This is a genomic window from Acidiphilium iwatense, from assembly GCF_021556475.1.
In the GTDB taxonomy this organism is placed as follows: domain Bacteria; phylum Pseudomonadota; class Alphaproteobacteria; order Acetobacterales; family Acetobacteraceae; genus Acidiphilium; species Acidiphilium iwatense.
This window is the reverse complement of sequence record NZ_JAKGBZ010000031.1, coordinates 1-26,818: the sequence shown is the minus strand read 5'-3', so window position 1 is coordinate 26,818 and position 26,818 is coordinate 1. Positions and strand designations below refer to the sequence as shown.

25 protein-coding genes and 3 pseudogenes are annotated in these 26,818 nt (G+C 64.2%); 24 read left to right on the top strand and 4 right to left on the bottom strand.

All coding sequences use genetic code 11. The features are described 5' to 3' along the window. Nucleotides 1-86 precede the first annotated feature (86 nt). The 17 genes and pseudogenes from L2A60_RS14235 to L2A60_RS14155 form a co-directional block, all read left to right on the top strand. Nucleotides 87-2,118 (top strand): annotated as a pseudogene (locus tag L2A60_RS14235) (conjugal transfer protein TraG). 11 nt (nt 2,119-2,129) lie between these two features. Further along, nucleotides 2,130-2,702, top strand: coding sequence for a hypothetical protein (locus L2A60_RS14230; RefSeq protein ID WP_235705100.1), 573 nt, complete (start codon nt 2,130-2,132; stop codon nt 2,700-2,702). Nucleotides 2,703-2,761: 59 nt separating this feature from the next. Then, nucleotides 2,762-3,709 carry a P-type conjugative transfer ATPase TrbB gene (gene trbB / locus L2A60_RS14225; RefSeq protein ID WP_329603586.1) on the top strand — a complete coding sequence of 316 codons (948 nt, stop codon included), beginning with the start codon at nt 2,762-2,764 and terminating at the stop codon, nt 3,707-3,709. 156 nt (nt 3,710-3,865) lie between these two features. After that, nucleotides 3,866-4,261: a TrbC/VirB2 family protein gene (locus tag L2A60_RS14220; protein ID WP_456237172.1), complete on the top strand. Its 396-nt coding sequence runs from the start codon at nt 3,866-3,868 to the stop codon at nt 4,259-4,261. Next, a complete protein-coding gene (locus tag L2A60_RS14215; protein ID WP_235705098.1) occupies nt 4,258-4,521 on the top strand; it encodes a VirB3 family type IV secretion system protein in 264 nt (87 codons plus the stop codon). The genes L2A60_RS14220 and L2A60_RS14215 overlap by 4 nt, the downstream gene beginning before the upstream one ends. Further along, nucleotides 4,515-7,424 carry a conjugal transfer protein TrbE gene (trbE, locus tag L2A60_RS14210; RefSeq protein ID WP_456237171.1) on the top strand — a complete coding sequence of 970 codons (2,910 nt, stop codon included), beginning with the start codon at nt 4,515-4,517 and terminating at the stop codon, nt 7,422-7,424. Before L2A60_RS14215 ends, trbE begins: the two co-directional genes overlap by 7 nt. Beyond that, nucleotides 7,421-8,206 carry a P-type conjugative transfer protein TrbJ gene (trbJ, locus tag L2A60_RS14205; RefSeq protein ID WP_235705097.1) on the top strand — a complete coding sequence of 262 codons (786 nt, stop codon included), beginning with the start codon at nt 7,421-7,423 and terminating at the stop codon, nt 8,204-8,206. Before trbE ends, trbJ begins: the two co-directional genes overlap by 4 nt. 80 nt (nt 8,207-8,286) lie before the next feature. Next, nucleotides 8,287-9,693 carry a P-type conjugative transfer protein TrbL gene (gene trbL, locus L2A60_RS14200; RefSeq protein WP_235705095.1) on the top strand — a complete coding sequence of 469 codons (1,407 nt, stop codon included), beginning with the start codon at nt 8,287-8,289 and terminating at the stop codon, nt 9,691-9,693. Between the two features lie 5 nt (nt 9,694-9,698). Next, nucleotides 9,699-10,394, top strand: a complete 696-nt coding sequence (trbF, locus tag L2A60_RS14195) for a conjugal transfer protein TrbF (RefSeq protein WP_268920266.1) — start codon at nt 9,699-9,701, stop codon at nt 10,392-10,394. A 98-nt stretch (nt 10,395-10,492) separates the two neighbouring features. Then, entirely contained in the window at nt 10,493-11,533 is a 1,041-nt protein-coding gene (gene trbG / locus L2A60_RS14190) for a P-type conjugative transfer protein TrbG (protein ID WP_235705094.1), read from the top strand. Nucleotides 11,534-11,544: 11 nt separating this feature from the next. After that, nucleotides 11,545-12,822, top strand: a complete 1,278-nt coding sequence (locus L2A60_RS14185; RefSeq protein WP_235705093.1) for a TrbI/VirB10 family protein — start codon at nt 11,545-11,547, stop codon at nt 12,820-12,822. Between the two features lie 26 nt (nt 12,823-12,848). After that, the gene (locus tag L2A60_RS14180; RefSeq protein ID WP_235705092.1) at nt 12,849-13,151 is read left to right on the top strand and encodes a DUF2274 domain-containing protein; all 303 of its coding nucleotides are present in this window, start codon (nt 12,849-12,851) and stop codon (nt 13,149-13,151) included. Nucleotides 13,152-13,165: 14 nt separating this feature from the next. Beyond that, the gene (locus tag L2A60_RS14175; protein ID WP_235705091.1) at nt 13,166-13,492 is read left to right on the top strand and encodes a DUF736 domain-containing protein; all 327 of its coding nucleotides are present in this window, start codon (nt 13,166-13,168) and stop codon (nt 13,490-13,492) included. Between the two features lie 24 nt (nt 13,493-13,516). Then, nucleotides 13,517-13,699: a hypothetical protein gene (locus L2A60_RS14170; RefSeq protein ID WP_235705090.1), complete on the top strand. Its 183-nt coding sequence runs from the start codon at nt 13,517-13,519 to the stop codon at nt 13,697-13,699. Between the two features lie 100 nt (nt 13,700-13,799). Continuing rightward, on the top strand, nt 13,800-14,054 hold the full coding sequence (locus L2A60_RS14165; RefSeq protein ID WP_235705089.1) for a type II toxin-antitoxin system prevent-host-death family antitoxin: 255 nt from the start codon (nt 13,800-13,802) through the stop codon (nt 14,052-14,054). Nucleotides 14,055-14,094: 40 nt separating this feature from the next. Next, entirely contained in the window at nt 14,095-14,490 is a 396-nt protein-coding gene (locus L2A60_RS14160; protein WP_235705117.1) for a hypothetical protein, read from the top strand. A gap of 10 nt (nt 14,491-14,500) precedes the next feature. Continuing rightward, nucleotides 14,501-15,589: pseudogene (locus L2A60_RS14155) on the top strand (recombinase family protein); the annotation flags it as partial. A 456-nt stretch (nt 15,590-16,045) separates the two neighbouring features. Here the strand turns inward: L2A60_RS14155 and L2A60_RS14150 are convergent. Then, nucleotides 16,046-17,764, bottom strand: a complete 1,719-nt coding sequence (locus L2A60_RS14150; RefSeq protein WP_235705087.1) for a recombinase family protein — start codon at nt 17,762-17,764, stop codon at nt 16,046-16,048. Nucleotides 17,765-18,040: 276 nt separating this feature from the next. Here L2A60_RS14150 and L2A60_RS20625 point away from each other — a divergent pair, with 276 nt between their 5' ends. The 3 genes from L2A60_RS20625 to L2A60_RS14140 all read left to right on the top strand — a co-directional run bounded on the left by L2A60_RS20625 (nt 18,041) and on the right by L2A60_RS14140 (nt 20,422). Continuing rightward, entirely contained in the window at nt 18,041-18,169 is a 129-nt protein-coding gene (locus L2A60_RS20625; RefSeq protein ID WP_262313073.1) for a hypothetical protein, read from the top strand. A 182-nt stretch (nt 18,170-18,351) separates the two neighbouring features. After that, nucleotides 18,352-19,587 carry a DUF932 domain-containing protein gene (locus tag L2A60_RS14145; protein ID WP_231844423.1) on the top strand — a complete coding sequence of 412 codons (1,236 nt, stop codon included), beginning with the start codon at nt 18,352-18,354 and terminating at the stop codon, nt 19,585-19,587. Between the two features lie 283 nt (nt 19,588-19,870). Continuing rightward, nucleotides 19,871-20,422 (top strand): hypothetical protein, encoded by a 552-nt coding sequence (locus L2A60_RS14140; protein WP_013640770.1) that lies wholly within the window; start codon nt 19,871-19,873, stop codon nt 20,420-20,422. 29 nt (nt 20,423-20,451) lie between these two features. Here the strand turns inward: L2A60_RS14140 and L2A60_RS14135 are convergent, their stop codons facing one another. Continuing rightward, entirely contained in the window at nt 20,452-20,865 is a 414-nt protein-coding gene (locus tag L2A60_RS14135; protein WP_013640769.1) for a type II toxin-antitoxin system VapC family toxin, read from the bottom strand. Continuing rightward, nucleotides 20,862-21,128 (bottom strand): AbrB/MazE/SpoVT family DNA-binding domain-containing protein, encoded by a 267-nt coding sequence (locus L2A60_RS14130; RefSeq protein WP_081479258.1) that lies wholly within the window; start codon nt 21,126-21,128, stop codon nt 20,862-20,864. Before L2A60_RS14130 ends, L2A60_RS14135 begins: the two co-directional genes overlap by 4 nt. Before the next feature lie 447 nt (nt 21,129-21,575). On the opposite strand from L2A60_RS14130, the gene L2A60_RS14125 reads away from it, so the two are divergent. The 4 genes from L2A60_RS14125 (at nt 21,576) to L2A60_RS14110 (ending at nt 26,499) form a co-directional block, all read left to right on the top strand. Beyond that, the gene (locus tag L2A60_RS14125; RefSeq protein WP_235705086.1) at nt 21,576-21,794 is read left to right on the top strand and encodes a hypothetical protein; all 219 of its coding nucleotides are present in this window, start codon (nt 21,576-21,578) and stop codon (nt 21,792-21,794) included. A gap of 93 nt (nt 21,795-21,887) precedes the next feature. Beyond that, the gene (locus L2A60_RS14120; RefSeq protein WP_235705085.1) at nt 21,888-24,077 is read left to right on the top strand and encodes a ParB/RepB/Spo0J family partition protein; all 2,190 of its coding nucleotides are present in this window, start codon (nt 21,888-21,890) and stop codon (nt 24,075-24,077) included. A gap of 73 nt (nt 24,078-24,150) precedes the next feature. Beyond that, the gene (locus L2A60_RS14115; protein ID WP_235705084.1) at nt 24,151-25,212 is read left to right on the top strand and encodes a DUF7146 domain-containing protein; all 1,062 of its coding nucleotides are present in this window, start codon (nt 24,151-24,153) and stop codon (nt 25,210-25,212) included. Nucleotides 25,213-25,551: 339 nt separating this feature from the next. Beyond that, complete coding sequence (locus tag L2A60_RS14110; protein WP_235705083.1) at nt 25,552-26,499, top strand: DUF2493 domain-containing protein; 948 nt, start codon at nt 25,552-25,554, stop codon at nt 26,497-26,499. Nucleotides 26,500-26,616: 117 nt separating this feature from the next. On the opposite strand, the pseudogene L2A60_RS14105 reads toward L2A60_RS14110, so the two are convergent. Then, nucleotides 26,617-26,818 (bottom strand): annotated as a pseudogene (locus L2A60_RS14105) (arsenical resistance protein ArsH); the annotation flags it as partial.

The following is a 26,818-nucleotide window of genomic DNA, read 5'->3' as shown; positions in this document are numbered from 1 at the left end:
GCTAAAGCCGATTTCTCTTTCGGGCTATTTGCCCGAGTCCTGTCTCCATTCCGGCGCAGCTGTTTGCGCTCCGGCGGAGACAGTAAATGACCCCCACCAAGCTCCTTATCGGCCAGATCATCATCGTCTTCGCGATCGTCGTCGCGGGTGTCTGGTTCGCGACGGAATGGTGCGCCGCCGAGCTTGGGTTTCAGGAACGGCTGGGAACGCCGTGGTTCGTCGTCCTTGGATTGCCGTTTTATTACCCGTGGCGGCTTTTCGCGTGGTGGTACAAGTACGACGCCTACGCACCGCTCCTGTTCAGGCATCGCGGCCTCCAGCGGGCTTCTGGGCTGTGCGGTTGCCATTATCGGTTCGCTGTGGCGCGCCCGGCAGAACCGGCTGGTTACGACCTACGGTTCATCCCGGTGGGCGACAAAGGCCGAGATCGAGGCAGCCGGCCTGTTCCGCGCAGCCGGCGTATTCCTCGGTCGCCTCGGCAACCAGTATCTGCGCCATGACGGCTCGGAACACGTCATGGCTTTTGCCCCGACCCGGAGCGGTAAAGGCGTCGGCCTGGTCATCCCGACCCTGCTCTCGTGGACCGGTTCCGCGGTCATCCATGACATCAAGGGCGAGAACTGGCAGCTGACCGCCGGCTGGCGGGCACAGTTCTCGCATTGCCTGTTGTTCAACCCGACCGACCCGCGCTCGGCCCGCTACAATCCGCTGCTGGAGGTGCGCAAAGGTCCGGACGAAGTTCGCGATGTCCAGAACATCGCGGATATCCTGGTCGATCCGGAAGGCGCGCTGGAGCGCCGGTCGCACTGGGAGAAGACCAGTCATTCGCTCCTGGTCGGCGCCATCCTGCATGTGCTGTATGCCGAGGAGGAGAAGACGCTCGCTCGCGTCGCGACGTTTCTTTCGGATCCGCAGCGGAGTTTTGCCCGCACGCTGCGGCGGATGATGGGTACCAACCATCTCGGCACGAAGGAGCATCCGAGGGTTCATCCCGTCGTCGCCAGCGCTGCGCGCGAGGTACTGAACAAGTCCGACAACGAACGCAGCGGCGTCTTGTCCACCGCCATGTCGTTCCTCGGCCTGTATCGCGATCCGACGGTGGCGGCGACGATTTCCGGGTGCGATTGGCGGATCGCCGACCTGGTCGATGCGGAGCGTCCGGTCTCGCTCTATCTGGTAATCCCGCCTTCGGACATCTCGCGGACCAAGCCGCTGGTGCGCCTCGTGCTGAACCAGATCGGCCGGCGCCTGACCGAACGGCTGGAAGGCGACCCCGGCAAACGCCGCAAGCACCAGCTGCTGATGATGCTGGACGAGTTCCCGGCACTGGGGCGGCTCGACTTCTTCGAGACCGCGCTCGCCTTCATGGCCGGCTATGGCATCCGCGCCTACCTGATCGCACAATCGCTCAACCAGATCTCCAAGGCCTATGGCGAGACCAATGCGATTCTTGACAATTGCCATGTCCGCATCGCCTTTAGCAGCAATGACGAGCGGACGGCCAAGCGGATTTCCGATGCGCTGGGCACCGCGACCGAACAGCGCGCCCAGCGCAACTATGCCGGTCACCGTCTGGCACCGTGGCTGTCGCATGTCATGGTCAGCCGCCAGGAGACCGCGCGGCCGCTGCTGACCCAAGGCGAGGTGATGCAACTACCGGCGACAGACGAATTGGTCCTGGTCTCCGGGCTGCCGCCGATCCGTGCCAAGAAGCTGCGCTATTACGAGGACCGCAATTTTTCCGGGCGGGTCATCGCGGCGCCGGCGCTGGCCGAGCAAAATTATCGCGACCGGCCGGCGCCGCGACCCGATGACTGGTGCGGGCAGGTGAGGGGACCGGATACCCGCCTCGCCACCACGGCCGAGGACGAATTTGGCGCTACCGACGAAGGCGGGCTGCAACAGCAACGCCACCCCGGCCTGCCCGAGGATGGCCATGTGCGACCGAACGATGCCGGCCGCGCGATCGATCTCGGCCTCGACGATGAGTCCGATCCTGCCGCCGACGCCCAGATCATCGATCGGGTGCGCGGGCTCGGCGCCATCGGCCGTGCCCAGGTGATCAACGAGGGCGATCCGCACCGCAATCAAGACCACGATCTCCTGCCGGATTTCTGAGGGGTGCAGACATGACAACCGAACTCAGATGTCGTCATCAGCTCTATCTCGCTGAAGATGTCAGCCGGAAGCTGGAGGCGCTGGCGGCCAAGCCCGGAGCGTCCAAATCCGCCATCCTTGCCGATGCGGTCAAAGCCTGGCTGGCCCGGCGCGGCCACCAGGAACTCGACGACCGGTTCGCGCTCCGGCTGGAGCGGATCAGCACCCAGCTGGGCCGGATCGAGCGCGACCAGCAGATCGTCATGGAGAGCCTCGCCCTATTCATCCGCTATCAACTCACCATCAACGCACCCTTGCCCGAACCGGATCATGCCGCCCGCGCGGTGGGGCGCGACCGTTTTGCCGCGTTCATCGACCGGGTCGGTCGGCAGATCGCCGTTGGCGGCCGGACCCTCGCGCGCGCCGAGGCCACTGACCGGGAGGATGACGGCCAAACCCAAAAGCAAGGATCGCGGCAGGGTAACGGACAGGGCCAAGGGCAGGGACAGCACCAAGCTCAAGATCCAGCCCAAGGTCAAAGGCCAGTCCAAGATCCCGGTCCACGTTCACGCCCAGGCCCCGGCCGTGACTGGGGCAAACCATGACCGACTCTTCCCGTCCACCCGCGGACGTCGGAGACCAGGCCCAGGAGCGCCGGCGCACCATGCTGCGCACCGCGATGGGCAAGCACATCGAAGCGGCGCTCGCCGATCCCGCGGTCATCGAGGTGATGGTCAATCCCGACGGCAGGTTGCGCCTTGACCGTCTCGGCCAGGGCCGGGTCGATACCGGTGTCGAGTTGAGCAAGGCGGATGTCGAGCGGATCATTCGCCTCGTCGCCTCCCATGTCCGGGTCGAAGCGCATGCCGGCAATCCCATCGTCAGTGCCGAACTGCCACCGCGCGAGGATGACATTGCCGGGGAACGGTTCGAAGGCATCCTGCCGCCGGTGTCGCGCGGACCCTGCTTCACCATCCGCAAGCCGGCGGCGCGGATCTACACCATCGATGACTATATAGCCGATCGTATCCTGCGGCCGGACCAGGCGCATACGCTGCGGCAGGCGGTGATCGGCTGCCGCAACGTGCTGATCGCCGGCGGCACCAGCTCCGGCAAGACCACGCTCGCCAATGCGCTGCTCGCGGAGATGGCCGAGCTCGACGAGCGGGTCATTCTGCTCGAGGACACGCGGGAACTGCAATGCGCTGCCCCCGATTGCGTCGCGCTGCGCACCAAGCCGGGCGTAGTGTCGCTTGCCGATCTGGTGCGCTCGACCCTGCGGTTCCGGCCGGACCGGATCATCGTCGGCGAGGTCCGCGGTGCCGAAGCCCTCGACATGCTGAAGGCGTGGAACACCGGCCATCCCGGCGGCATCGCCACGGTCCACGCGAATTCCGGGCGTGCCGCGCTGTACCGGCTCGAGCAGCTCATCCAGGAAGCGGTCGTCACCGTGCCGCGCCGGCTGATCGCCGAGGCGATCGACATCGTGGTCTTTATCCAAGGCCGCGGCCTCGCCCGGCGGATCGAGACGATCAGCGAAGTCACCGGCCTCGACGCCAACGGCGATTACGCCCTCGCCGACCTCATCCCGCACCGATCGATTGCGCCGTAACCGAAAGGACCAACCATGACTTTGCGCCCGCCAAGTTCATCGTCGACCACGCTGTTTTTCTCCGCGCGACCGTCAGAAGCTGCGTTCGCGGCCAGGTACGCACGGACCGCACCATCGCCCGCCGCGGCACCCCAGTCCGGTCGATTGAGACGCAAAATGTCGCTGATCGGCGTGTGGCGATCCGCGCCATCGCCGATGCCGGCGGCGACACCAGCTACGTCGTGCCCGTCCGCACGGCTCCGCCGCATCCTGCGCCGCATCGGGTCCGGTGCGTTGCTCACGCCGTGGCTGGGCAATGTCGCCTATGCCGCCGGTTCGAACATGCCGTGGGAACAGCCGCTGCAGCAGATCCTCGATTCCGTGCAGGGACCGGTCGCCAAGATCATCGCCGTGCTGATCATCATCGTTACCGGCCTGTCGCTCGCTTTCGGCGAGACCAGCGGCGGCTTTCGCCGCCTGATCCAGATCGTCTTCGGGCTCAGCATCGCCTTTGCCGCCAGCTCGTTCTTTCTGTCCTTCTTCGGCTTCGGCGGTGGGGCGCTGGTCTCGTGAGCACCAATATCGACGGGTTCGAGGCGCCACTGCACCGCGCACTGACCGAACCGATCCTCCTGGGCGGATCGCCGCGTGGCATCGCCATCGTCAACGGCACACTGGCCGCGGCCCTCGGTCTCGGTCTGCAGATGTGGCTGGCCGGCATTCTGTTCTGGGTGGCGGGGCACACGCTCAGCGTTTTCGCCGCCAAGCGCGATCCGGACTTTGCTCCCGTGCTCGCCCGCCATCTTCGCCAGCGAGGTTTTTTCTCATGCTGAACCTCGCGGAATATCGCACCAAATCCGACCGGCTGGCCGATCACCTGCCCTGGGCCGCGTTGGTCGCACCCGGCATCGTGCTCAACAAGGACGGCAGTTTCCAGCGCACGCTGCGCTTCCGTGGTCCTGATCTGGAGAGTGCCACAGAGGCGGAACTGGTCGGTACCTGCGCACGGCTGAACAATGTGCTGCGGCGCTTCGGCTCCGGCTGGGCGCTGTTCTTCGAGGCCGAGCGGTTCGAGGCGCCCGGCTATCCGGTCTCCACCTTTCCCGATGCCGCCTCCTGGCTGGTTGACGAGGAGCGGCGCGCGAGTTTCGAGCATAAGCCGGCGGAGAGCGATGTTCTTGCGCCGGCCGACGATAATTCGCCGACCACGAAGGGCGATTACGGGCCGGACAACGCCAATGTCCGGACGGCGACCGGCCACAAGCGGTCGGCCAACGGCAATGGTCGCGCAGCGCCTCACGGCTTCTCGGCCGCTAACGATAATGGCCGGCTGGACACGGGCGATTCTCAGGCGTCGAACGACAATGGTGCGGCGCCGCACCGTCAGCACCGGCGGACCCCAACGGCCGCGCAGGCTCACTACGAGAGCGCCTATTATCTGACGCTGCTTTACATGCCGCCGGCCGATCAGGTCGCTCGCGCCGAACAGGCGCTGCTCGAACGGGCGGAGCCAAACCAGGGCAGGGACTGGCACCAGGATCTTTCTGCTTTCATCGCCGAGACCGAGCGCGTGCTCGATCTTCTCTCGGGCTTCATGCCCGAGGTCCGGGCGCTCGATGATGGGCAGACGCTGACCTATCTGCACGGGACCGTCTCCCCAAAGCGCCATAAGGTGGCGGCACCCGCCACACCGCTCTATCTCGACGCCATCCTGGCCGACACGCCGCTCAGCGGCGGGATCGAGCCGATGTTGGGTGACCAGCATCTGCGTACCGTCACCGTCCTGGGTTTTCCCAATCTGACCCAGCCGGGGATTCTTGATCCGCTCAACCACCAGGATTTTTGCTATCGCTGGGTGACCCGTTTCATCGCCCTCGACAAGACCGAAGCGACCAAAACGCTGACCAGGCTGCGGCGGCAATGGTTCAACAAGCGCAAATCGATCGCATCCCTGTTGCGCGAAGTGCTCTACAACCAGCCAGTCCCACTCCTCGATTCCGACGCCGACAATAAGGTCGCCGACGCCGATCTCGCCCTTCAAGCGCTCGGCGGCGATCATGTTGCGTTCGGCTACCTCACCACCACGATCACCGTGATGGACGCCGACAGGCTGCGAGCGGACCAAAAACGCCGTGCGGTCGAGCGGATCGTCAACGGGGCCGGTTTCACCTGCATCCGCGAGAGCGTCAACGCGGTCGAAGCGTGGCTCGGTAGTCTGCCGGGTCACGCCTATGCCAATATCCGCCAGCCGATTGTTCATACGCTGAATCTCGCGCATCTGGTGCCGCTCTCCTCGGTCTGGGCGGGACCCGAGCGCAACGACCATCTCGACGGCCCACCGCTCTTCCATGCCGAGACCAGCGGTTCTGCGCCATTCCGGTTCTCCAGCCATGTCGGCGATGTCGGCCATATGCTGATCGTCGGTCCGACCGGCGCCGGTAAATCCGTGTTGCTGGCGCTGATGGCATTGCAGTTCCGGCGCTATGCCGGCGCAAAACTCTACATCTTTGACAAGGGGTTTTCCGCGCGCGCCGCGGTGCTCGCCATGGGTGGCCAGCATCACGCGCTGGGGTCGGGGGGCTCGCTGGCCTTTCAGCCGCTACGCGGCATCGACGACCCAGTGGAGCGTAGCTGGGCGGCCGAATGGATCGGCGGCCTGCTCGCCCACGAGAAGGTCAATGTCACGCCCGAGATCAAGGAGGCGGTCTGGTCGGCGCTAAGCAGCCTCGCCACGGCACCCCCGGCGGAGCGGACCCTGACCGGCTTGTCGGTCCTGTTGCAGTCGAACGCCCTCAAATCGGCGCTGCTGCCCTACACGCTGGACGGTCCGTTCGGCCGGCTGCTCGACGGCGCGGAAAACCAGCTCGCACTGGGCGACGTGCAATGCTTCGAGACCGAGGCGCTGCTCCATGAGGCCGGTGTGGTCGCGCCGGTGCTGACCTATCTGTTCCACCGGCTGGAAAAGCGCTTCGACGGCCGGCCAACCCTGCTGATCCTCGACGAGGCCTGGGTCTATCTCGACAATCCGCTCTTTGCCGCCCGCATCCGCGAATGGCTGAAGGTGCTGCGCAAGAAGAACGTCGCCGTGGTTTTCGCGACCCAGTCGTTGGCCGATATCGCCGGCAGCACCATCGCACCCGCGATCATCGAATCCTGTCCGCAGCAGATCTTCCTGCCGAACGATCGTGCGATCGAACCGCAATCCCGCGCTGGCTATGACCGGTTTGGTCTCAACGACCGCCAGATCGAGTTGATCGCCCGCGCGACGCCGAAGCGCCATTATTACCTGCAATCGCGCCGCGGCAACCGGCTGTTCGAACTTGCGCTCCGGCCCATCGCCCTGTCTCTGTGCGGAGCGTCTTCGCCGGCCGATCAGCAGCGCATCGATCGCGTCCTCGCCGCGCACGGCACAGAGGGTTTTGCGCAGGCCTTTCTGGCGGAATCCGGGCTCGATTGGGCCGCCGATCTGCTCGCGAGTTATCCAGGGGCGCCCCCGGACGCGGGCAGCCCAGACCTAGGCGCCGCCACAGCATCTCCGGTCGTTCCTCGTCCTAACGCGGGAAGTGCGGCGAAATCCTCGGGCGGGCCTCGCCCAAACACGATGAATGCCGGGCCGTTCCCGGACGCGAATGACCCTGCCGCGAGCAGCGAGCCGTTGGGCCGGATCGTCCAAGCCGGTCGCGCGGATACGGTCGGGCAACCCGATCCGCCCAACAATTCAGGAGACCCACCATGAATTCTCACGGATTCCGAACCGGTCTCCGGCATCGGTTCGATGACTTGCCGGTCTCACACATCCGCGCGGATGCTTTGACCCGCATTTTGCTCCCGGTCATTGCCGTGGTCACGGTTCTGAGCACACCGATCACCGCCGGAGCACAAGTCGCGGTGATCGATAACGCGAATTTGGTCCAGAACGTGGTGCAGGCGGCACGCGAACTTCAGCAGATCAACAACCAGATCCAGTCGCTGCAGAACGAAGCGCTGATGCTCCAGAACGAGGCCCGGAACCTCGCCAATCTGAATTTTTCCTCGCTGACCGGAATCACCGACGATCTGCAGCGGATCAGCAGCCTGATGAACCAGGCCCAGGGCATCGGCTTCAACGTCCAATCCGTCGAGGCCGCCTATAGCCAGAATTATCCGCGCCAATACGGCAGTGGCACTCCCGTCCCGCAATTGGTCGCCGGCGCGGAATCACGGTGGCAGGACGCGCGCGACGCGTTCCGCCAGACCATGACTGTGCAGTCGCGGATCGCCCAGACCGTGCAATCCGACACCGGCAAGCTCGCTGCCCTGGTCAACGCCTCGCAAAGCGCTGCCGGTACTCTGCAGGCGAGCCAGGCGACCAACCAGCTGCTCGCCCTCTCGATCAAGCAGCAGATGCAGGCCGAGACCCTGATGGCGGCCGAGGATCGCGCCCAGGCGCTGACCGGCGCCAACGACACCGAGGCCAAAGCCGAAGGCCGCGCCGCGTTCAAGAGTTTCCTGGGTTCAAGCACCGCCTACAGCCCGTGATGATCAACCGGCGATCAACCGAAGATCGACGGTCAGTGACGATCGATAGATCAGCGTTCTCGCCCCGGAGCAAAAATCCGATGACCAATCTCAACATCATCGACCAGTTCATGCAGGTGTTTATTCGTTACATCGATAGTGGCTTCGGATTGCTGAACGGCGACGTGGTTGCCCTCTCCTCCGTGCTGATCGGCATCGACATCACCCTGGCCGGGTTGTTCTGGGCGCTCGATCATGAGGGTGATGTGCTCGCCCGGCTGATCAGGAAGACGCTCTATATTGGCGCCTTCGCCTTCATCATCGGCAATTTTCAAGTTCTCTCCACGATCGTCTTCAAGTCCTTCTCGACGCTCGGTCTCGATGCCACCAGGACCGGGCTCACTGCCACCGATCTCCTGATGCCGGGACGGCTAGCGGGCGTCGGCTTTACCGCCGCCTGGCCGTTGTTGCAGCAGGCCGGGTCGCTGATTGGCGTCGTCACGGTCTTTACCCATTTCGTGACGATCGCGGTGCTCCTGCTCGCCTGGTTCGTGGTGATCCTGTCGTTCTTCGTCCTCGCCGTTCAGCTCTTCATCACCGTGCTGGAATTCAAGCTGACCGCACTCGCCGGTTTTGTGCTGGTTCCCTTCGCCCTATGGAACAAGACGTCGTTCCTCGCCGAGCGGGTGCTCGGTAATGTCGTCTCCGCCGGCGTCAAAGTGATGGTGCTGGCGGTTATCGTCGGGATTGGCAGCACCGAGTTCAGCGCCTTCACCAGTGCTGCCCAGGGGCAGGAGCCAAACTTGGCCGGGGCGATGTCGCTGGTGCTGGCGTCGATCACCCTGTTCGGGCTTGGCATTTTTGGCCCCGCCATCGCCACCGGATTGGTCTCCGGCGCGCCGCAGCTCGGCGCGGGGGCGGCGATCGGCACCGCGGGCGCTGTCGCCGGTGCCGCAATGCTGACGGGTGGCGCGGCCCTCGGTGGTGCCCGCCTGCTCGGCGCTGCCGGGTCCGGCGGACTTGCCGCGATCCGTGCCGGCACCGCGATGGGATCGGCGGCCTCGACCGCCTACGGGCTCGGCCAGACGAGTTCGGGTGCTGCCGGCATGGCGGGCATTACCGCCGGTATCGGCGGTATCGCTCGCGCTGGCGGTGGAACGGTTGCGCAAGCCGCCCGATCGACGACGCAACGCGCCGGTGCCTCGCTCGCGGAGAGCGCTCAGGCCGGGAGGCAGGCGGTGTGGCGCGCGACCGGTGGTGGGACAATGGGCGATACCGCACCAGCCGGCGGCGGTTCGCCCGCCGAGGCAAGTTCCCCGTCTGGTTCCTCTGCCGATACGCCAGGCGACGCGATGGCTGATGGCACCGCCGCACCGCCCGCCTGGGCCCGCAGGCTGCGGGCCGAGCAGCGCGGCCGCCACCATCGGCACGCAACCGCCCAGGCCATCAAGGAGGGTGATCGACCGGGTGCCGCGGCCAATCCCGACCTGAGCGACGGAGAGGGATGATCGTGATGTTCAGGCGCACGCTGCAACGCTACGGCCGCACTCCCGAGCCGGTCACGCCCTATCAACGTGCCGGGCAACTCTGGGACGAGCGGATCGGATCCGCCCGCGTCCAGGCGCGGAACTGGAGGCTCATGGCGTTCGGCTGCCTGTCACTCTCGGTCGGGCTCGCCGGCGGGCTCCTCTGGCAATCGGCGCAAAGCCGGGTGACGCCCTATGTCGTCGAGGTCGACCGGCTCGGTGCGGTCAAAGCCGTCGGTCCGGCAATCACACCCTACCGACCAACCGACGCCCAGATCGCCTGGTTCCTCGCTCGGTTCATCACCGATGTCCGGTCGCTCTCGACAGATCCCGTCCTGGTGCGCCGGGACTGGCTCGACGCCTATGAGTTTGCCACCGGCCACGCGGCGCTCTTCCTCGACGACTACGCGCGGCGCAAGAACCCGTTCAAGGCGATTGGCCATCGCAGCATCGCGGTCGACGTCACCAGCGTCGTCCGCGCCTCGGCGACCTCGTTCCAGGTAAAGTGGACCGAGCAAACCTATCGCCAGGGCGGCCTGGCTGCGACCACCCATTGGACCGCCATCCTGACAATCGTCATCAAGTCGCCGCGCACCGCCGCCGTGCTGCGCCGCAACCCGCTCGGCCTCTATGTCAAGGCAATCTCCTGGTCGCGCGAGTTCGTACCTGGAGCCAGTCGATGATCGGAATTGATGATCAGCCCAGGAGCGGCGCGACCTCAATTCAAGCCCCAGCTCCAACCCCAGCTCCAACCCCAGCCCCCTGCAAGGAATCCTGCGCCATGCACCACATTCGCCTAAATCGAACGGTTCGAAGCGCTGTTATCCTGGCCGCCTCGGCGCTGACGCTCGTGGCCTGCGCCGGCAAGATGCCGCCGCCCGCCATCCATTACGACAGCACCGACTTCAAACCAGCCACCCTTGCACCCGATCCGCCCAAACCGGTGCGGATCGTCACCGTGGCGGAACCGCTGCCGCTCCCCGGCCAGCTGATGAAGCTGCCTGCGGCGCGAGGAGACGCGGGGGCAAAGACAAGTGTCCACGAGGGTTCGCCGGCGGCGCGTGTTTCTGCTGCCAACAACGCCGCACTGCTCGAGCCCACCGCCCATGGCTACCTCAATGCGATCCAGGTCTATCCCTTCGTCAAAGGCGCACTCTACCGGCTCTATGCGGCACCCGACCGGGTGACCGATATCGCGCTTCAGCCTGGCGAAAAACTGGTCTCGGTCGCCGCCGGGGATACCGTGCGCTGGGTCGTCGGCAATACCACCAGCGGGCAGGGGGCCAACAAACAGGTTCATGTCCTGGTCAAGCCCACCGCACCCGGCCTGAACACCAACCTGGTGATCATGACCAATCGGCGCAGTTATCATCTGGAACTCCAAAGCACCGATCACACCGCGATGGCGGCGATTTCCTGGACCTATCCGGCGGATGAACTGTTTGCCCTTCGGCAGAAAAATCGGCAGGCCGAAGCCGCGGCACCGATCGCCAGGGGCGTTGCCCTCGCAAACCTGAATTTTCGGTACCGGATTTCCGGGGACGATCCGCCGTGGCGGCCGGTGCGCGCCTTCGATGACGGACGCAAAGTCTATATCGAGTTTCCCCGGCGCATCGATCAGGGCGAGGCGCCACCGCTTTTCGTCGTCGGGCCGCACGGCAACGACCAGCTGGTCAATTATCGGATGGAGGGCAACTACTACATCGTCGATCAGCTCTTCGCCGCCGCCGAACTGCGGCTCGGCACAAACCCCCAGCAGATCGTCCGCATCACCCGCACCAGAACCGGCGCCGCGGCGTCGCGCGTCCGGACGGGCTGGTAGGGCAGGGTGCCATGAGCGAGCCTGGGTCTCATTCCGCGCCACCGAAACTCGATCCCGAATCCCTGGTCCTCAAGGCATCGCCCCGGCGGGTGGTGCGGTTCAAACGCAATTTGCTGATCGGCCTCGCCGCGATCGGTTGCCTTGTGATCGCCGGTATCACCTGGATCGCGCTGAGCAGCGCGAGGTTTCATCCGAAGCTGGGAAGTGGATCAGAACTCTACAACGCGGAGCATCAACCGCTGCCCGGAGGCTTGGCCGCGTTGCCCAGCACCTACGGCCAACTACCGAAGCCAAAGTCTAACGCAAAATCATTGCCGCGCCTGGGGCCGCCGTTGCCGGGCGATCTCGGGCCGCCGATCGTGCTGCGCGAGCGGTCCCTCGGGCTCAACCCGTCCGGTGGTCCGGGCAGCGAAGACCAGGCGGAACGGGCCGAGCAATTGCGTCTCGCCCAGCAGGCGCGGCGCGCCAGCGAGGCCGGCGTGTTCTTCCAGCTCACGACGCAGGTGGGTGCCGGCGCGGCTAACGTACCGCCTTCGGGTGGCGGGATGCCGGGTTCCAGTGCGGCAAAATTCGTCACGACCGACGGCGCGGCGACGGGCGGCGGCGCTCCCCCCGTCGGCCATCAAGCGGCGAACCGGCAAAACGATCGGGAGAAAAAGCGCGGGTTGGTCAGCCCGGCATCGTCAGGCGGCATTTATGACGATCATCAGCTTCGCATGCCGATCTCGCCCGACGAGGTCATGGCGGGCACCGTGATTCCGGCAAGCCTGATCACCGGCCTGAATTCCGACCTGCCAGGCACGGTGATCGCCCAGGTGACCGAGAACGTCTACGACACCGTCACCGGCCGCATCCTGCTGATCCCGCAGGGCTCGCGGCTGATCGGCACCTACTCCAGCGTGGTCGCATTCGGCCAGAACCGGGCATTCGTCGTCTGGCAGCGCATCATCATGCCGGATGGCGCGTCGATCCGGATCGACAACCTGCCCGCGACCGATGCCGCCGGCTATACCGGCCTCAAGGATGGGGTCGATGACCATACCTGGACTCTGTTGAAGGGTGTCGTCCTCTCGACACTGCTGGGTGTCGGCACTCAGGCGACCTTCGGCACCAGCCAGAGCAATCTCGTCCAGGCGATCAGTCAGTCGACCCAGGAGAGCACCAACCAGGCCGGCCAGCGCATCGTCGAGAAGGATCTCAACGTCCAACCGACCATTACGATCCGTCCCGGCTGGCCGCTGCGCGTGATCGCCGACAAGGATCTTTTGCTCCGGCCCTACCAGGGATGACGACTCTGAAAACCAGGAGACCGATCATGACCGAACTGAAACTCGCGAAACTGCCCGACCGGACGCCGGTCAAGATCACCATCACGGTATCGCCGGAGCTCAATCAGGCGCTCCGCCAGTATGCCGAAATCTACCGCGCCACTTATGGCGCGGCGGAATCCGTCGCCGACCTGATCCCGTTCATGCTCGGCGCCTTTCTCGATAGCGACAAGGGTTTCGCCAAAGCGCGCAAGAGCATCACCGACGAAATGTTCTCAGCGGAATCTGCTCCACGGACCGAGCGGCGTCGGAAGAGCGCGGTGCCCGAGCCGTCGTCAATCTCAGCCTGAAAGCGAGTTATGCCATGTCCATGATCGGAATATTCACACCCGCCAAGGATGGCGGCTGGATCGGCAGTGTCCATACGCTGACGATCAATGCGAAGCTGCGCTTCGCGCCCAACGATAATCGTCATAACGACAACGCGCCGGCGTTCCGCGTGTACGCCGGCCGTTCCCTTGTTGGCGATGCCTGGGAAGCACGATCCGGTGGTGAGAGCCCAAAGCATTATCTGCGCGTCAAGCTCGACGACCCAAGCCTGAGCGAACCGATCACCGCCGCCCTGTTCCCGTCGGAGGACGGCGGGACTGCGCAGCTCGTCTGGAACCGGCGTCGGCCGACCGACGCGTGAGTGTCGCTCGGAGGTGCCGTCGTCATGGAACAGGAGAAGCGGCCGCAGGGCGGAGCCAAAAAACCAGCAAACGACAACGGCGCCGATACCGCCAAGCCCATCGACCCCCGCATTCTGCGGATTGCCCAGGCGATCGGTCGCCAGCTTGCCCGGCAGCACGCCAAGCGTCCGCCCGCAGCCAACGACAACGTTCCGCGACGACGATGAGCCGTCAGGACGGGTGGTTTAGCGTTGCCAACGCAGTATTGACTTTCCTCGCATTATACGGATAATACAAATGTTCAGTTTTTATGTCGGCGAGGAAGCCATGACTCAGACGACCGCGGTGGAGTTTCAACGCAAATTCGGCGAATTCCAACATCAGGCCCAGCGCGAGCCGGTCGAGATTACCCGGCACGGGCGCCGTGAACTGGTGCTGATGTCCGCGGATCATTACGACTGGCTGGTCGCGGCGGGCCGGCGGGTTCACCGGACGGAAGATGCGGCACCGGCGGTGGTGGATGCGGTGCGACGGGCGGAAATGGACCCGGAACACGCGGCGCTCGACGATCTGATGAAATAGGCTGGCAGCCGTGGCGCTCCCCGAACCGAAACCCGGCTTGGTGATCCGCTACGATTACCTTTGGACCCGTGAGGCCGCGGCCGGTCGCGATCAAGGCAAGGAACGTCCGGCCTGTCTGGTGGCTGCCATGGACCCCGTCGTTTCGCCGCGCTTCGTCGTCATCTTGCCGATCACGCATACGGCGCCCGGCAACGATACGGTTGGTATTGAGATTCCGGCGAAGGTCCGTCAGGCGATCGGGCTCGACGATGCGCCGAGTTGGATCATCGTGTCGGAACATAACGTCGACGAATGGCCGAACGGCGGCTTGGCCCCGGTGCCGGGTCGGCCTGGCGCTTTCAGCTACGGCTTTATCCCGCCTCGTTTGTTTGCCCAGGTGAAGGACAAATTTCTTGAGTTATATCGGCGGAAGCAAAACTCCGGCGTCCGCCGCTGACAGGGAGTTTATGATGAACCGCGCCGCACTCTACGCCCGCTACTCATCCGACAATCAGAGCGTGGCCTCGATCGAGGACCAGTTCCGCGTCTGCCGCGAACATGCTGCCCGCGAGAAATGGACGGTGATCGTAACACACCAGGATGCTGCGATTTCCGGTGCGAGCGTGATCCTTCGCCCAGGTATCCAGGCGTTGTTGCGGGATGCCCAACTTGGCAAGTTCGACATCGTGCTGGCGGAGGCGCTGGATCGTGTTTCCCGTGATCAGGCCGATGTCGCGACATTGTTCAAGCATCTGCGATTCGCCGGTGTGCAGATCGTGACCTTGGCAGAGGGCGAAATTTCCGAGCTTCACGTTGGCCTTAAGGGGACGATGAATGCCCTGTTCCTGAAAGATCTTGCGGCGAAGACCCATCGCGGTCTGCGAGGCAGAGTGGAGAAGGGTAAAGCGGGCGGCGGGCTCTGCTATGGCTACGACGTGGTGAAGCGCACGGACGGCGAAGGCGAACCGGTTCGGGGTGAGCGCAAGATCAACGAGGCGGAAGCGGCCATCGTCCGCCGTATCTTCCGGCAATTTGCCGCGGGACAGTCGCCCCGCTCCATCGCGACCGGCCTCAACAAGGATGGCATTCCGGGCCCTTTCGGCCACACCTGGGGCGATACGACGATCCGGGGCCATGTCTGCCGCGGCAACGGCATCGTCAACAATGAACTCTACGCCGGCGTGCTGGTCTGGAATCGGCAGCGCTTCATCAAGGACCCGAACACCGGGAAGCGGGTGTCGCGCCCGAACCCGGAAGCCAAGTGGATCAGGACCGAGGTGCCGGAGTTGCGCATCGTCGATGACGAGCTGTGGCAGCGCGTGAAACTCCGTCAAGCGGAACTCGCCAAACAGTTCGAGGCCACGACCAAGGGTATTCAGGCTGCCCGCTCGAAGCGGATGAATGGTTTGCGGCGTCCGGCCTTCCTGTTGTCGGGACTGCTCACCTGCGGCTGCTGCGGCGGGAAATACGGCATCGTCGTCAATGACCGCTATGGCTGTCTCAACCATTTCCGGAAGGGCATCTGCGGCAATGGCCGTACCGTGCGACGAGACGCTATCGAGCAGCGCGCCTTGCACGGCCTGACTGATAAACTTGTCTCTCCCGAGGCCGTAGCCACCGCTGTCCGAGCCTATACCGAGGAAACCAATCGGCGGAACCATGAGCGTCGCGCCGAGGCGGAAATAGACCGCCGCGCACTCGAAAAGATCGAGCGCGGCATCAAGAGCATCATGGCGGCGATCGAAGACGGCATGTACCAGCCCACCATGAAAGAGCGCATGGATGAACTGGAACAGCAGAAGGCGGCGGTTGAGGAGCGTCTGGCGGCAGCGCCGCCGGATATGCCGGATCTGCATCCGAATGTCGCGGAACTCTATCGGGCCAAAATCACCCGTCTCGCCGAAACGCTCAACGAGCCTGAAGCCGACGGCAGCGCGCGGCAGGATATCCGCTCGCTGGTCGGCGAGGTGGTACTGACGCCAGGCGAGGGACGGGGCGAGATCAACGCCGTCTTACGCGGCGAGTTGATGGCGATCCTCGACCTCGCCGAAGGCCGCCGGAGGTCTCCTAGGCCCGAAGTTATAACAAACGTGCTTGCATGTCCCCGCAACCATCATGACTTGCGATCCATCAGAGCCCGTACCCGCAAGGGACGGGCTCTTTTGCTGTTTTCCAGCCGCCGCAATCGTCAGAATGCCTGCCAGATCGCCCCCAACGTCGATCTCGAGTAATCCGCCCGCCGGCGTCAACACGATCTCGGACACCAGTGAACGGATGACCTCGGCCGCCTGCGCTCGGGTTTCGTCTTGCTGGAGAGCCTCATGAAGTGCCGCAACTCGCTCGCGGTAAATCACGGCCATGCTCGGGTGCAGCACAGGCGGTGGTGTCTCGGCAGAAGCAAGAAATTCCTGTAGCTCCCGCTTGCGCCCTTCAAGTTGTTTCATTCGGGCGTGCAGAGCGTCAGCGGCACCATCATCCTTCAGGAAGCGATCTACCAATCGCTCAAGATCTCGCTCGATCCGCGGGATTTCTGATTGTGCAGCGTTGATGTTTGTGCTCGCCTCTATCCTCCGTTCATTCATACGTCGAGTGAACTCGTCGCAGAACACGGCAAATAGCTCCGGGTTCATCAGATGGTCTTTCAGCGCCGTCAGTACTCGGGCTTCGAGCTGGTTGCGCCGAATGTTCAGCCGATTGTCGCACGTGCCCTTGTTGCGCGCCGTCGAGCAGCCGACGAGATCGGCCGATACCATCGAATAGCCGCCGCCACAGCTGCCGCATTTGGTGAGGCCGGTGAGCAGGTACTTGCCCCGCTGGCGTTCATGCAGACGGTTGGAATCGCCGGTCTCACGGTCAGCCTTGACCGAGCGCTGCCGTGCCTTGGCTTGGTCCCATAAATCCTGGTCGATAATCCGTAGTTCGGGCACGTCCAGGGTGATCCATTCCGATTGCGGGTTCATCCGCGAGACCCGCTTGCCGGTATCAGGATCCTTGATGAACCGCTGCCGGTTCCAGACCAGCCGGCCGATATACATTTCGTTGTTGAGGATGCCATTGCCGCGCTTGAGGTTGCCGTTGATCGTGCTGAAACCCCAGTCGCCGCCACTGGGCGCTTTGATCCGGTCCCGGTTCAACTCCGTCGCGATGCGCTTGGGCGATTTGCCGCCGGCATAGTCCTCGAATATGCGGCGGATTATCGAGGATTCAGCCTCGTTGATCGTCCGATCGCCCCGTACCGGGTCGCCATTAGCAGCGAACTTCTTGACCACGTCGTAGCCGTAGGCATTGCCACCGCCGGACTTGCCGTGCTCGACCCGGCCACGCAGGCCGCGCCGCACTTTGTCGGCCAAATCCTTGAGGAACAGGGCGTTCATCGTGCCCTTCAGGCCGATATGCAAGTGAGTGACATCGCCCTCCGAAAGGGTGACGATGCGCACGCCGCCGAACTGCATGCGCTTGAACAGACCGGCGATATCTTCCTGATCGCGTGAAAGCCGGTCCATCGCCTCGGCAAGGACGATCTCGAACCGGCCGCGCGTCGCGTCCTGGATCAGTTCCTGGATGCCCGGCCGAAGCAGGGATGCGCCAGAGATCGCCCGATCGGTGTAGCTATCGACGATCGTCCAGCTCTGCTTTTCGGCGTGCAACCGGCACAGCCGCAACTGGTCCTCGATCGAGGCATCGCGCTGGTTCTCCGACGAATAGCGGGCATACAAGGCGACCTTCGGCATGAGCCTCCTTCTCAGCGCCGCGACAGATGATCCTCTATCGGCGCCGTCGTCTCATCATAATACGCATCGGCCGCCTGTCTAGCGAGTAATCGCACCATCGCGACCAGCCGTGGGTCCAGCCCCGTGCCATCTGGCGTAAAGCGCAGCCCGTCGTGTGGCGACCCGTCAGGTATTGGTAGGGGAACGATCTTGGCTTCCATTGCTGTCAAACCGCACTGCTACGCGAAATCAACATTCTACTCAGTAGGGTGGCCATGGGACGCGGGGGAGATGCTGATGCTGTCCATCGCGCGAATGCTGACGATTGGTGCTTTTATCGAAATATTTGCGGCAAATACTTGCGCGCGCGCCGGCCAGCGCGCGCATGAGGAGATTGGAGGGCAAGATCTTGGCGGTGACCCATGAGTCGCGGCGTCGAGTTGAGATGGCTTCAGGGTCGGCGATACGCAGGTTTGCCCAGACGGCGGGTTTCGTCGCGCAAACGACGGCGTGGCCAGGTTTTGAGAGGGAGAGTGCCGAGCGGTTTTCCGCGACGGGCATGTAGGCTGAGAGAGAGGCTCTTGGCCGACCTGTCGCGGAGAAGTCCCATGAACCAAAGTGTTGTTCCCCAGAGCCGTAGTAGCGCGCCCAGCCCGGCCATCGGCAAGACTCCCCTCTCGAGTGTGACGGGTGCCTATAAGGTCGATATCTCGCGTGGCGAGCGCATCGGCCGGGTGTCATCCGAGTGGTTTTCCCGGCCTGACGACGAGCGTTACCTCTCGCTGAGCGCCCTCTACGGTGCTGTTCGCGCGCGGGCGGACCGCGCCACCGCGCGCACCGTCGAGACCCGAAACCTGCGTGTCGAGGCGAGCCGCGACGATGCCGAGCGGATGTCCTTGATCGTGCCCGGCCGCGACGAGCCGGTCGCACCAACCCATTGGTCGTTCGGCCAGATGTGCAGCCTGGTGGGGGCGCCCGCTGGATATCTGCGTCAGCTGCCGGCGCCGCTGGCCGGCATCAACATGCAGCATGGGCTGCTCTCGCACCGGGCGGAGATGATCAAGACTTTGGAGGTGGAGGATGGCCGGGTTGAGTTGCGCGCCGTCACCGGGCCGGATTATGGCCGCATCTGGGATCATGAGCTGATTTCAGCCGTCATGCGGATTGCCGGCGACGGCACCGGCGATACGCGCTGGAAAGTGCCAGGTCTGCTCGATTGGTCGAGCATGACCCATAACCCCTACGTCGAGGTGACCAAGGACACCACCACCCTGTATGCCAGCGACCGCGACGTGTTCCTGTTTCTGGTGGACGACACCAACCCGATCGAGGCCGGCCGCCTGCCGAATGGCGATCCGGATCTCTACTTCCGAGGCTTCTATTGCTGGAACAGCGAGGTCGGCTCGAAGACGCTCGGCATCGCCTCGTTCTATCTCCGCGCGGTGTGCATGAATCGCAATTTGTGGGGCGTGGAAGGCTTCGAGGAGATCAGCATCCGGCATAGTAAATTTGCCGCCCACCGGTTCGCCCATCAAGCTGCACCCGCGCTGGAACGCTTCGCTACCTCTTCCCCGGCGCCTTTCGTCGCCGGCATTCGGGCCGCACACGAAGCGATCATTGCCCGAAAAGATGAGGATCGAGACGCCTTCCTCCGCAAGTACGGCTTCAGCAAGACGGAGACGGCGAAGGTCATCGCCACGGTTCTCGACGAAGAAGGCCGACCTCCCGAGAGCGTGTTTGATTTCGTGCAGGGCATCACCGCGCTCGCCCGCTCCAAGCCGAATCAGGACACAAGGCTGGAGCTTGAGGGCAAGGCCAAGATTTTGCTGGAGCGTGCCGCCTGATTGACGTGAAGCCGAGAAGCCGCATCCTGGTTCTACGACTGTCTGCTCTGGCATTTTCATGCTTTCTGACTTCATTCCTGCGGCCCGCGCTTTCTGGCCGCTGACGATGGCGTCGAGGCATCGTTGACTAACCAGGACGATTCAGACCCGGCGTCACTGTGGCGGAATGATCCTCGCCTCGCGGGGCAGCTTCGGCCGTCCCGCACCCGTTTCCATTTCCCATCCAACCCCATTCAAAAAGCCTGGCCCGTGCTGGGCTTTTTGCATTTCTGGAGATAAGAACATGGCCAACTATCACACGCCTACCGTCATTCAGCCGACGATTCCGGACGTGGACATGACGCCGCTGGAACGTCTTCTGCTCTCCCATATCTTCAGTGCCGAACCCGATGGCGACGGATTGTATTTCTATGCCGATGAATGTCCGGCCGACATGATCTGGATAAACCGTTCTGAACTCAAAACCGCTCTGGCCGCGTCCAAAGCGGCCGACAGCGACGCAAATGCCTACATCGCGGAGCAACTTTCAGAAGCATCCACGGACGAGGACGAGATCGAGCTGGATCTCAGCATGACATCGTGGAAGTTTCTGTTCAAAAGCATCGTGAAGCGCTCGCTCACGCTTCGTTATATCACGGCGGTCTCGGCCTTCACCTGTAGCCGGATGCGGCCGGACGGATGGGGCGGCATGGCGATATTTATCACCGCCGATGGCATCAAAGGTCAATCGACGAACGACTTCCTCGAAGATTGCCTTGCCGAGATCGAGACCGGCACTGCGGATGAAACGCACAACCTTTCCGTCAACAACGGCGAACATTCGGCCGGTTCGTAGACGATAGCCGAACGCGGACGCCGCAAGCATCAGGCGGTGAGCACGTTGACCTTCCGGCGTGCCGCCGCCGCCAGCAGTGCGGCATCGCAGGACGCCAGCGGCGCGCTTTTGCGGACGGCCAGTTCGAGATAGGCGGCGTCGTAAAGCGTCAGATTTTCCTCCCGCGACAGGGTTCGCGTCGCACCCCAGGCATGGCTGTCGGTTTCCTCGTCGCTCTTGATTGCGAGGCGTCCAAGCCGCGTCAGCGACCGGCCGGCATAGGCTTCGTCGCAACGGCCGCGCCTGACCGCATTGCGCAACACATTGGCAACCTCGAGCCGCCACAGCGAAGGCACGATCGCGCCCTCGGCGACCACACGGCGCATCACCGCATGAGCAGCTTGGGTCCGCTCATCGTCGAACAGCCAGGCGATGGTCATGGACGCGTCGAGCACAAGACTCATCCACGCCGTCCATCGTCCAGCAAGTCCCGAATGGAAACGCCACCGAGGGAATGGCGGCGGCTCTCGGCGATGATTTCCTCAGCCGCGCTCTCCGCGTCCTGGCGCGCCTGAGCATGCGCCGCCCGCCGGTGGACGACGATGTCGCCGTCCAGCGTTTCAATCTCCACCTTTTCGCCGTCGGTCAGGCCCGCCATACGCGCGACGTCCATGGGGACGCGAATGGCAAGGTTCTTTCCCCATTTTCCAACAACTGTGTGCGACATTGTCGATTCTCCTCGTGGGATAGTCTGTCATATCCCTGGCCCGGACGCAACGCCCGGATTGGTTTGATCTCGGCCACAATGTGACAGGACGGGAGGACGTCGGGGGAGGCCGGTGCGATCAAGACCGCGGTCAGCCGGGTTCGCCCGACCGGCTCTCCCACCACCCGCCGTCGGGAGAGCCAGAGTGCGATCGGCGTTCCGTGACGGGTCGACAGATCAGGGAGAGTGGCTCCCGGTGGCTCCGTCATGGAGACAGATCATGCAAGCCGGATCAAACAATTCTGACGATCACCGCTACGACGACCTGATCGCCCGGGCACTGGCGACCGAGGGTGGTCATCTTTCGATCGGCCGGGGTGGGTTTATCCTCGGTACGACGATGGCGCCCGGCTCTCCGGCTATGATGCCGAGCCGATCAAGGCCGCCTGTATCGAAGCGGGGTTAACTGTGATCGATAGCCGCAGGCTCGATTTCGCCGCCGTGGTACGGCTGGCGCTGCATGGACCGATGATTGCTGTCGGCATACCGCCCGATCCGCCGCCGCACGGTGCGTTCAGCTACGCGCCGTTGGGCGTGATTGCCGCCGCCTATCGTGCCGCCGGTGCCGAAGTGTTCAATCTCCCGGATGGACCGGCGGAGGATCACGGTGGTGATCGCGGGGTTTGAGGCCGTCATCGAGGGAGAGGGCGGACCGAAGATTCGTGACGGTGCGATAGGTTGGGAGAGTGGCTTCCAGCCGCCCGTCGCGGAGTTATCGACATGGCTAAAACCGTTCAGAAGATCACCCTCAGCGCGTCGCGCGACATCCCCTTCAACCAGCTGGTGCTCAGCCAGGCCAATGTCCGGCGGATCAAAGCAGGCGTATCGATCGAGGAGCTGGCTCTGGATATCGCCCGGCGCAGCCTGCTGCAGAGCCTGACCGTGCGGCCGGTGCTCGACGCCGATGGCGCGGAGACCGGCATGTTCGAGATCCCGGCCGGCGGGCGTCGCTTTCGGGCGCTGGAATTGCTGGTCAAGCAGAAGCGGCTTGGCCGTACCGCGCCCATTCCGTGCGTGGTGCGTACCGAGGGCACGGCCGAGGAGGACAGCCTCGCCGAGAACGTCCAGCGCGCGCCGCTGCACCCGCTCGATCAGTTCCGCGCCTTCCTCACCCTGCGGGAGAAGGGGCTGAGCGAGGAGGAGATCGCGGCGGCGTTTTTCGTCGCGGTCACAGTGGTGAAGCAGCGGCTGCGGCTTGCCGCCGTCTTGCCCAAACTGCTCGATGTCTATGCGGAGGACGGCATGACGCTCGACCAGTTGATGGCCTTCACCGTCAGCCCCGATCACGAACGCCAGGAGCAGGTCTGGGAGGCGATCCAGCGCTCCTATAACAAGGAGCCGTATCAGATCCGCCGGCTGCTGACAGAGGGTGCGGTGCGCAGTTCCGATAAGCGGGCGCAATATGCCGGCGCCGCCTACGCTGCCGCGGGGGGTGCGGTCATGCGGGATCTGTTCCAGCCGGACGAAGGCGGCTGGTTGCAGGATGCCGGGTTGCTGCAGCGCGTGGCCTGCGAGACGTTGGAGCACGATGCGACCGTGATCCGTGCTGAGGGCTGGAAGTGGGTCGAGGTCGCGATCGACTTCCCGTATGGCCATACCTACGGGCTGCGGCTGATTGCTGGTGAGCAGCCGCCCCTGACCGAGGCAGAAGGTGCAAAGATCGAGGCATTGCGGGCCGAAGCCGAACAGCTCGAGGAAGCCCATGCGAATCAAGACGAATTGCCGGAAGCGGTCGAGCGGCGCTTGAACGAAATCGAGACCGCGCTGATCGCGATCGAGGCACGCCCGGTGATCTACGATGCAGCCGATATCGCGCGTGCCGGTGCCTTTGTCAGCATCGACGGGTCCGGGCGGTTGCGTGTCGAGCGCGGTTATGTTCGTGCTGAGGACGAGCCGCCGGTCGCCGAGCCGGAGCTGTCCGATCCTGACGGCGACAGCTTCTCATCTGGCGACACCCGGCAAGAGGCCGACGACGATGAAGGGGCGGGCTCTCAACATGGACCGCATTCCGATGCGGCGCATGCGGCGCCAAGGGGTGACGGTGCCACATCACAACTCGAAGCGCCGGAGGAAGACGAGGGTATTCGTCCCATCCCGGACAGATTGCTGACCGAACTCACCGCCTATCGCACGCTCGCGCTGCGTGACGTGCTCGGCGCCGATCCGGCAACAGCCTTCCTTGCTTTGCTACACGTCCTCTGCCTCAAGCTTTTCTATCGCTACGGTTCTGATTCCTGCCTGGAGATCGAGCCGAAGAGCGTGATGTTCGGCAACCATGCGCCAGGGCTGACCGACACGCCCTTAGCGGCTCGGGTCGATGCGCGGCACCGCAGCTGGGCCGAGCAACTGCCGGAGGACGCCGGCACGTTGTGGGACGCGCTGCTGGCTTTCGATACCGACAGCCGCGAGGCGCTGTTCGCCCATTGCGTGTCACTGACCATCAATGCGGTAAATGAGGCCTGGAGCCGCCGGCCCAAGGCGATCGCACACGCCGACCGGCTGGCGGACGCGGTGTCACTCGACATGGTCGCGACCGGAGGCTGGGAACCCACCGTCGATAACTTCCTTGGCCGAGTGACCAAGGCGCGTATCCTGGAAGCGGTGCGGGAGGTGAGGGGCGATGCCCTCGCACAGTCGATCGACCACCTGAAGAAGGGCGAGATGGCGGTTCGGGCGGAAGAGCTTCTGGCCGGAACGGGCTGGTTGCCGGAGCCGCTGCGCGCGCCCGGCTGGCAAATGCCTGCTATGATCGTGGAGCAGATTACCGAAACCACCGAGGTGATTGCCACCACCACGATGGCAGTTGAACCTTCGTCGGTTGGGGACATGGAAACGTCCGTCGATCCGGTGGAGATCGGATCCGACACCGTGATGATCCCGGCGGACGACCACGTGATCGCCGCCGAATAAGCCCAAGCGCCTAGCCAGCCACCGAGGGACCCGTCGATTGTGACGGGTCCCTTTCGTTTTGAATGCCAGGACCATGTCGATGTCAGCATCCGAACTGGCGCGCCGCCTTGCGCGCAACGCCGAGACGGTCTGCCGCTACTATCTTTCCAATGGCCATCGCGAGGGTCGCTATTGGCTGGTGGGCGACGTCGCCAACACGCCGGGCCGCAGCCTGTTCGTCCGCCTGACCGGACCAGAACGCGGCAAGGGTGCCGCCGGCAATTGGACCGACGGATCCACGTCTCAGCATGGCGATCTGCTTGACCTCATCGCCTTGAACCGTGGCCTCGATCGGTTCCGCGACGTGCTCGACGAGGCGCGATCATTCCTGAGCCTGCCGCGCGATAACCCTGCTGATCGACCCTTCGGACACGTGCCATCCCCAGTAGCGCGGGGATCAGCCGACGCGGCACGCCGGCTGTTTGCCATGGCGCAGCCGATTGCCGGTACCATCGCCGAGACGTATCTGCGCCGGCGTGGCATCACGGCTTTCCATGGAATCGACGCCGTTCGCTTCCACCCAAGCTGCTACTATCGGCCACACGCCGAAGCACCAGCCGAGATTTGGCCGGCGTTGATCGCCGCCGTCACCGATCTCGACGGCAAGCTCACCGGCGCGCACCGCACCTGGCTCGATCCCACCGGCTTTGGCAAGGCGCCGGTCGTAACCCCACGACGCGCGATGGGCCATCTTCTTGGTCACGGTGTCCGGTTCGGTATCGCGGACGACGTCATGGCGGCCGGCGAAGGCATCGAGACGATGCTGTCGCTCCGATGCGTTCTGCCCAAACTGCCGATGGTCGCGTGCCTATCGGCCAATCATCTCGCCGCCCTGGTTCTGCCATCCACGGTTCGTCGCCTCTATATCGCGCGCGACAATGACAAGGCGGGCCGTCATGCGGCGATCCGACTGCGCGACCGGGCCAGATCGGCCGGGATCGAGGTGCGGATTCTCTGGCCGGTGACCAACGACTTTAACGCCGACCTGCGCCGGTTCGGCGCAGACGCTCTGCGGGCACGGCTATGGGCCCAGCTTGCCCCGGAGGATGCCGCGCGCTTTGCATCGGTTGACTCCGGAACCGGGCCTTCAGCGTGAATAGGCTGATCATTGCCGTGCCAGGAGCTGGTCGCCAGTGCCGCCTGTCCTGCGTCCGGGAGTGGGCCGTGCCCTCGGCCTTCTGAGAGCGGCGATCGGGCCAGAGCCGGGCCGGAGCTGCAACGGCGGCCGGCGACTATTTTCCGCCGCGGCCCGGCATCGGCGCCAACGAGACGCAACATCTCACATCGGCCGCTTTGCATCGCGAGGCAAAATAGCCGCCGCCCGCCGTCCTCCGCTGCGCTTCGGTCGAAGGCGGTGCAGCCCCGGCCCGCCCCCGGCCAAAGCATCGCCGTGAAGGCCGCGATGGGCGCGGCCACCCGAACAAGGACACCGATCATGGCGACCAATCCGCTTCCCCAGCACGACGAACACGAGCCAGCTCACGCTGCATCGCCGACCGCCCGGCTTCTCGACGAATTGCAGCTTTACGGACATCGACCCTTCCAGGACGAACCGGACCCGCGCCCATTGCCCGAAGCCTGCCAACTCGAAGGCGCACTTGCCGATATTTTCGACGCGTTGGTCACCAGTTTTACCGACACGCGTCTCGAACCCGACCTCGCCGATCTGCTCTGGTCGCAGGTCAATCTGTTCCACCGGACGGCTGACCGCGTGCAACGCGCCCTCGACACCAATGAGGACCATCAACGCCGTAGCCAGCAAAACCAGGATGGCTCGGAAATCCGCTCAGTCGAACTGGAACGCCTGATCGCCGAGGGGCTGACGCTGATCGAACGGCGCAATGCCTTTGAACTCCTCCGTGACGCCGCGGCTGAATTGTTCGAGCGCCACACCGGTTCGACCTGGCGCCCGCGCGCCGGATCGATGGTCAATCACCGCACTCTGACCGCGGCGATGATCGACAGCCGGGACTTCATCGCAGCCAAACGCCGCGCCGAGACCGAAATTCTTCTTCCGGCCGGACCCCGCATCGCCTTCACCGGCGGGGTCGATTGCAACGACCACGACCGCATCTGGGCCGCCCTCGACCGGGTGCATCGCAAGCACGCCGACATGGTGCTGTTGCACGGGGGCAGCCCGCGCGGCGCAGAACGCATCGCCGCCTGCTGGGCCGATCACCGCAAGGTCACTCAGATCGCCTTCAAGCCCGAATGGGCCCGGCATAACAAGGCCGCACCATTCAAGCGCAACGACCGGATGCTGGAGGTGATGCCGATCGGGGTGATCGTCTTCCCGGGCTCCGGCATCTGCGAAAACCTCGCCGACAAGGCGCGCGTCCTCGGCATCCCGGTGTGGCGGTTCGGAGAGGGCGGAGGCGGCTGAGGTTCCGCCTGCGAAGTAGGTGAAGCGCCGCCCGCTCTCAATGAGAAGCAAGTCCTGCGGTCGCCGCCGACAGGAGTTTGGCCGTCATCGCAGGACGAAGTTGCTGAACCTTCGAATTTATAGCCGATCGACCGGGTGCGGTGCGGCGGCTTTGCGCTCGCTGTAACGATCGACCAGATAGGCGCTGCGATCGCGCAGCAGAAGCGTGAACCGGAGCAACTCCTCCATCACGTCGACCACCCGGTCGTAATAGGCCGAAGGCAGCATGCGGCCGGCTTCGTCGAACTGTTCATAGGCGCGGGCGACGCTGGACTGGTTC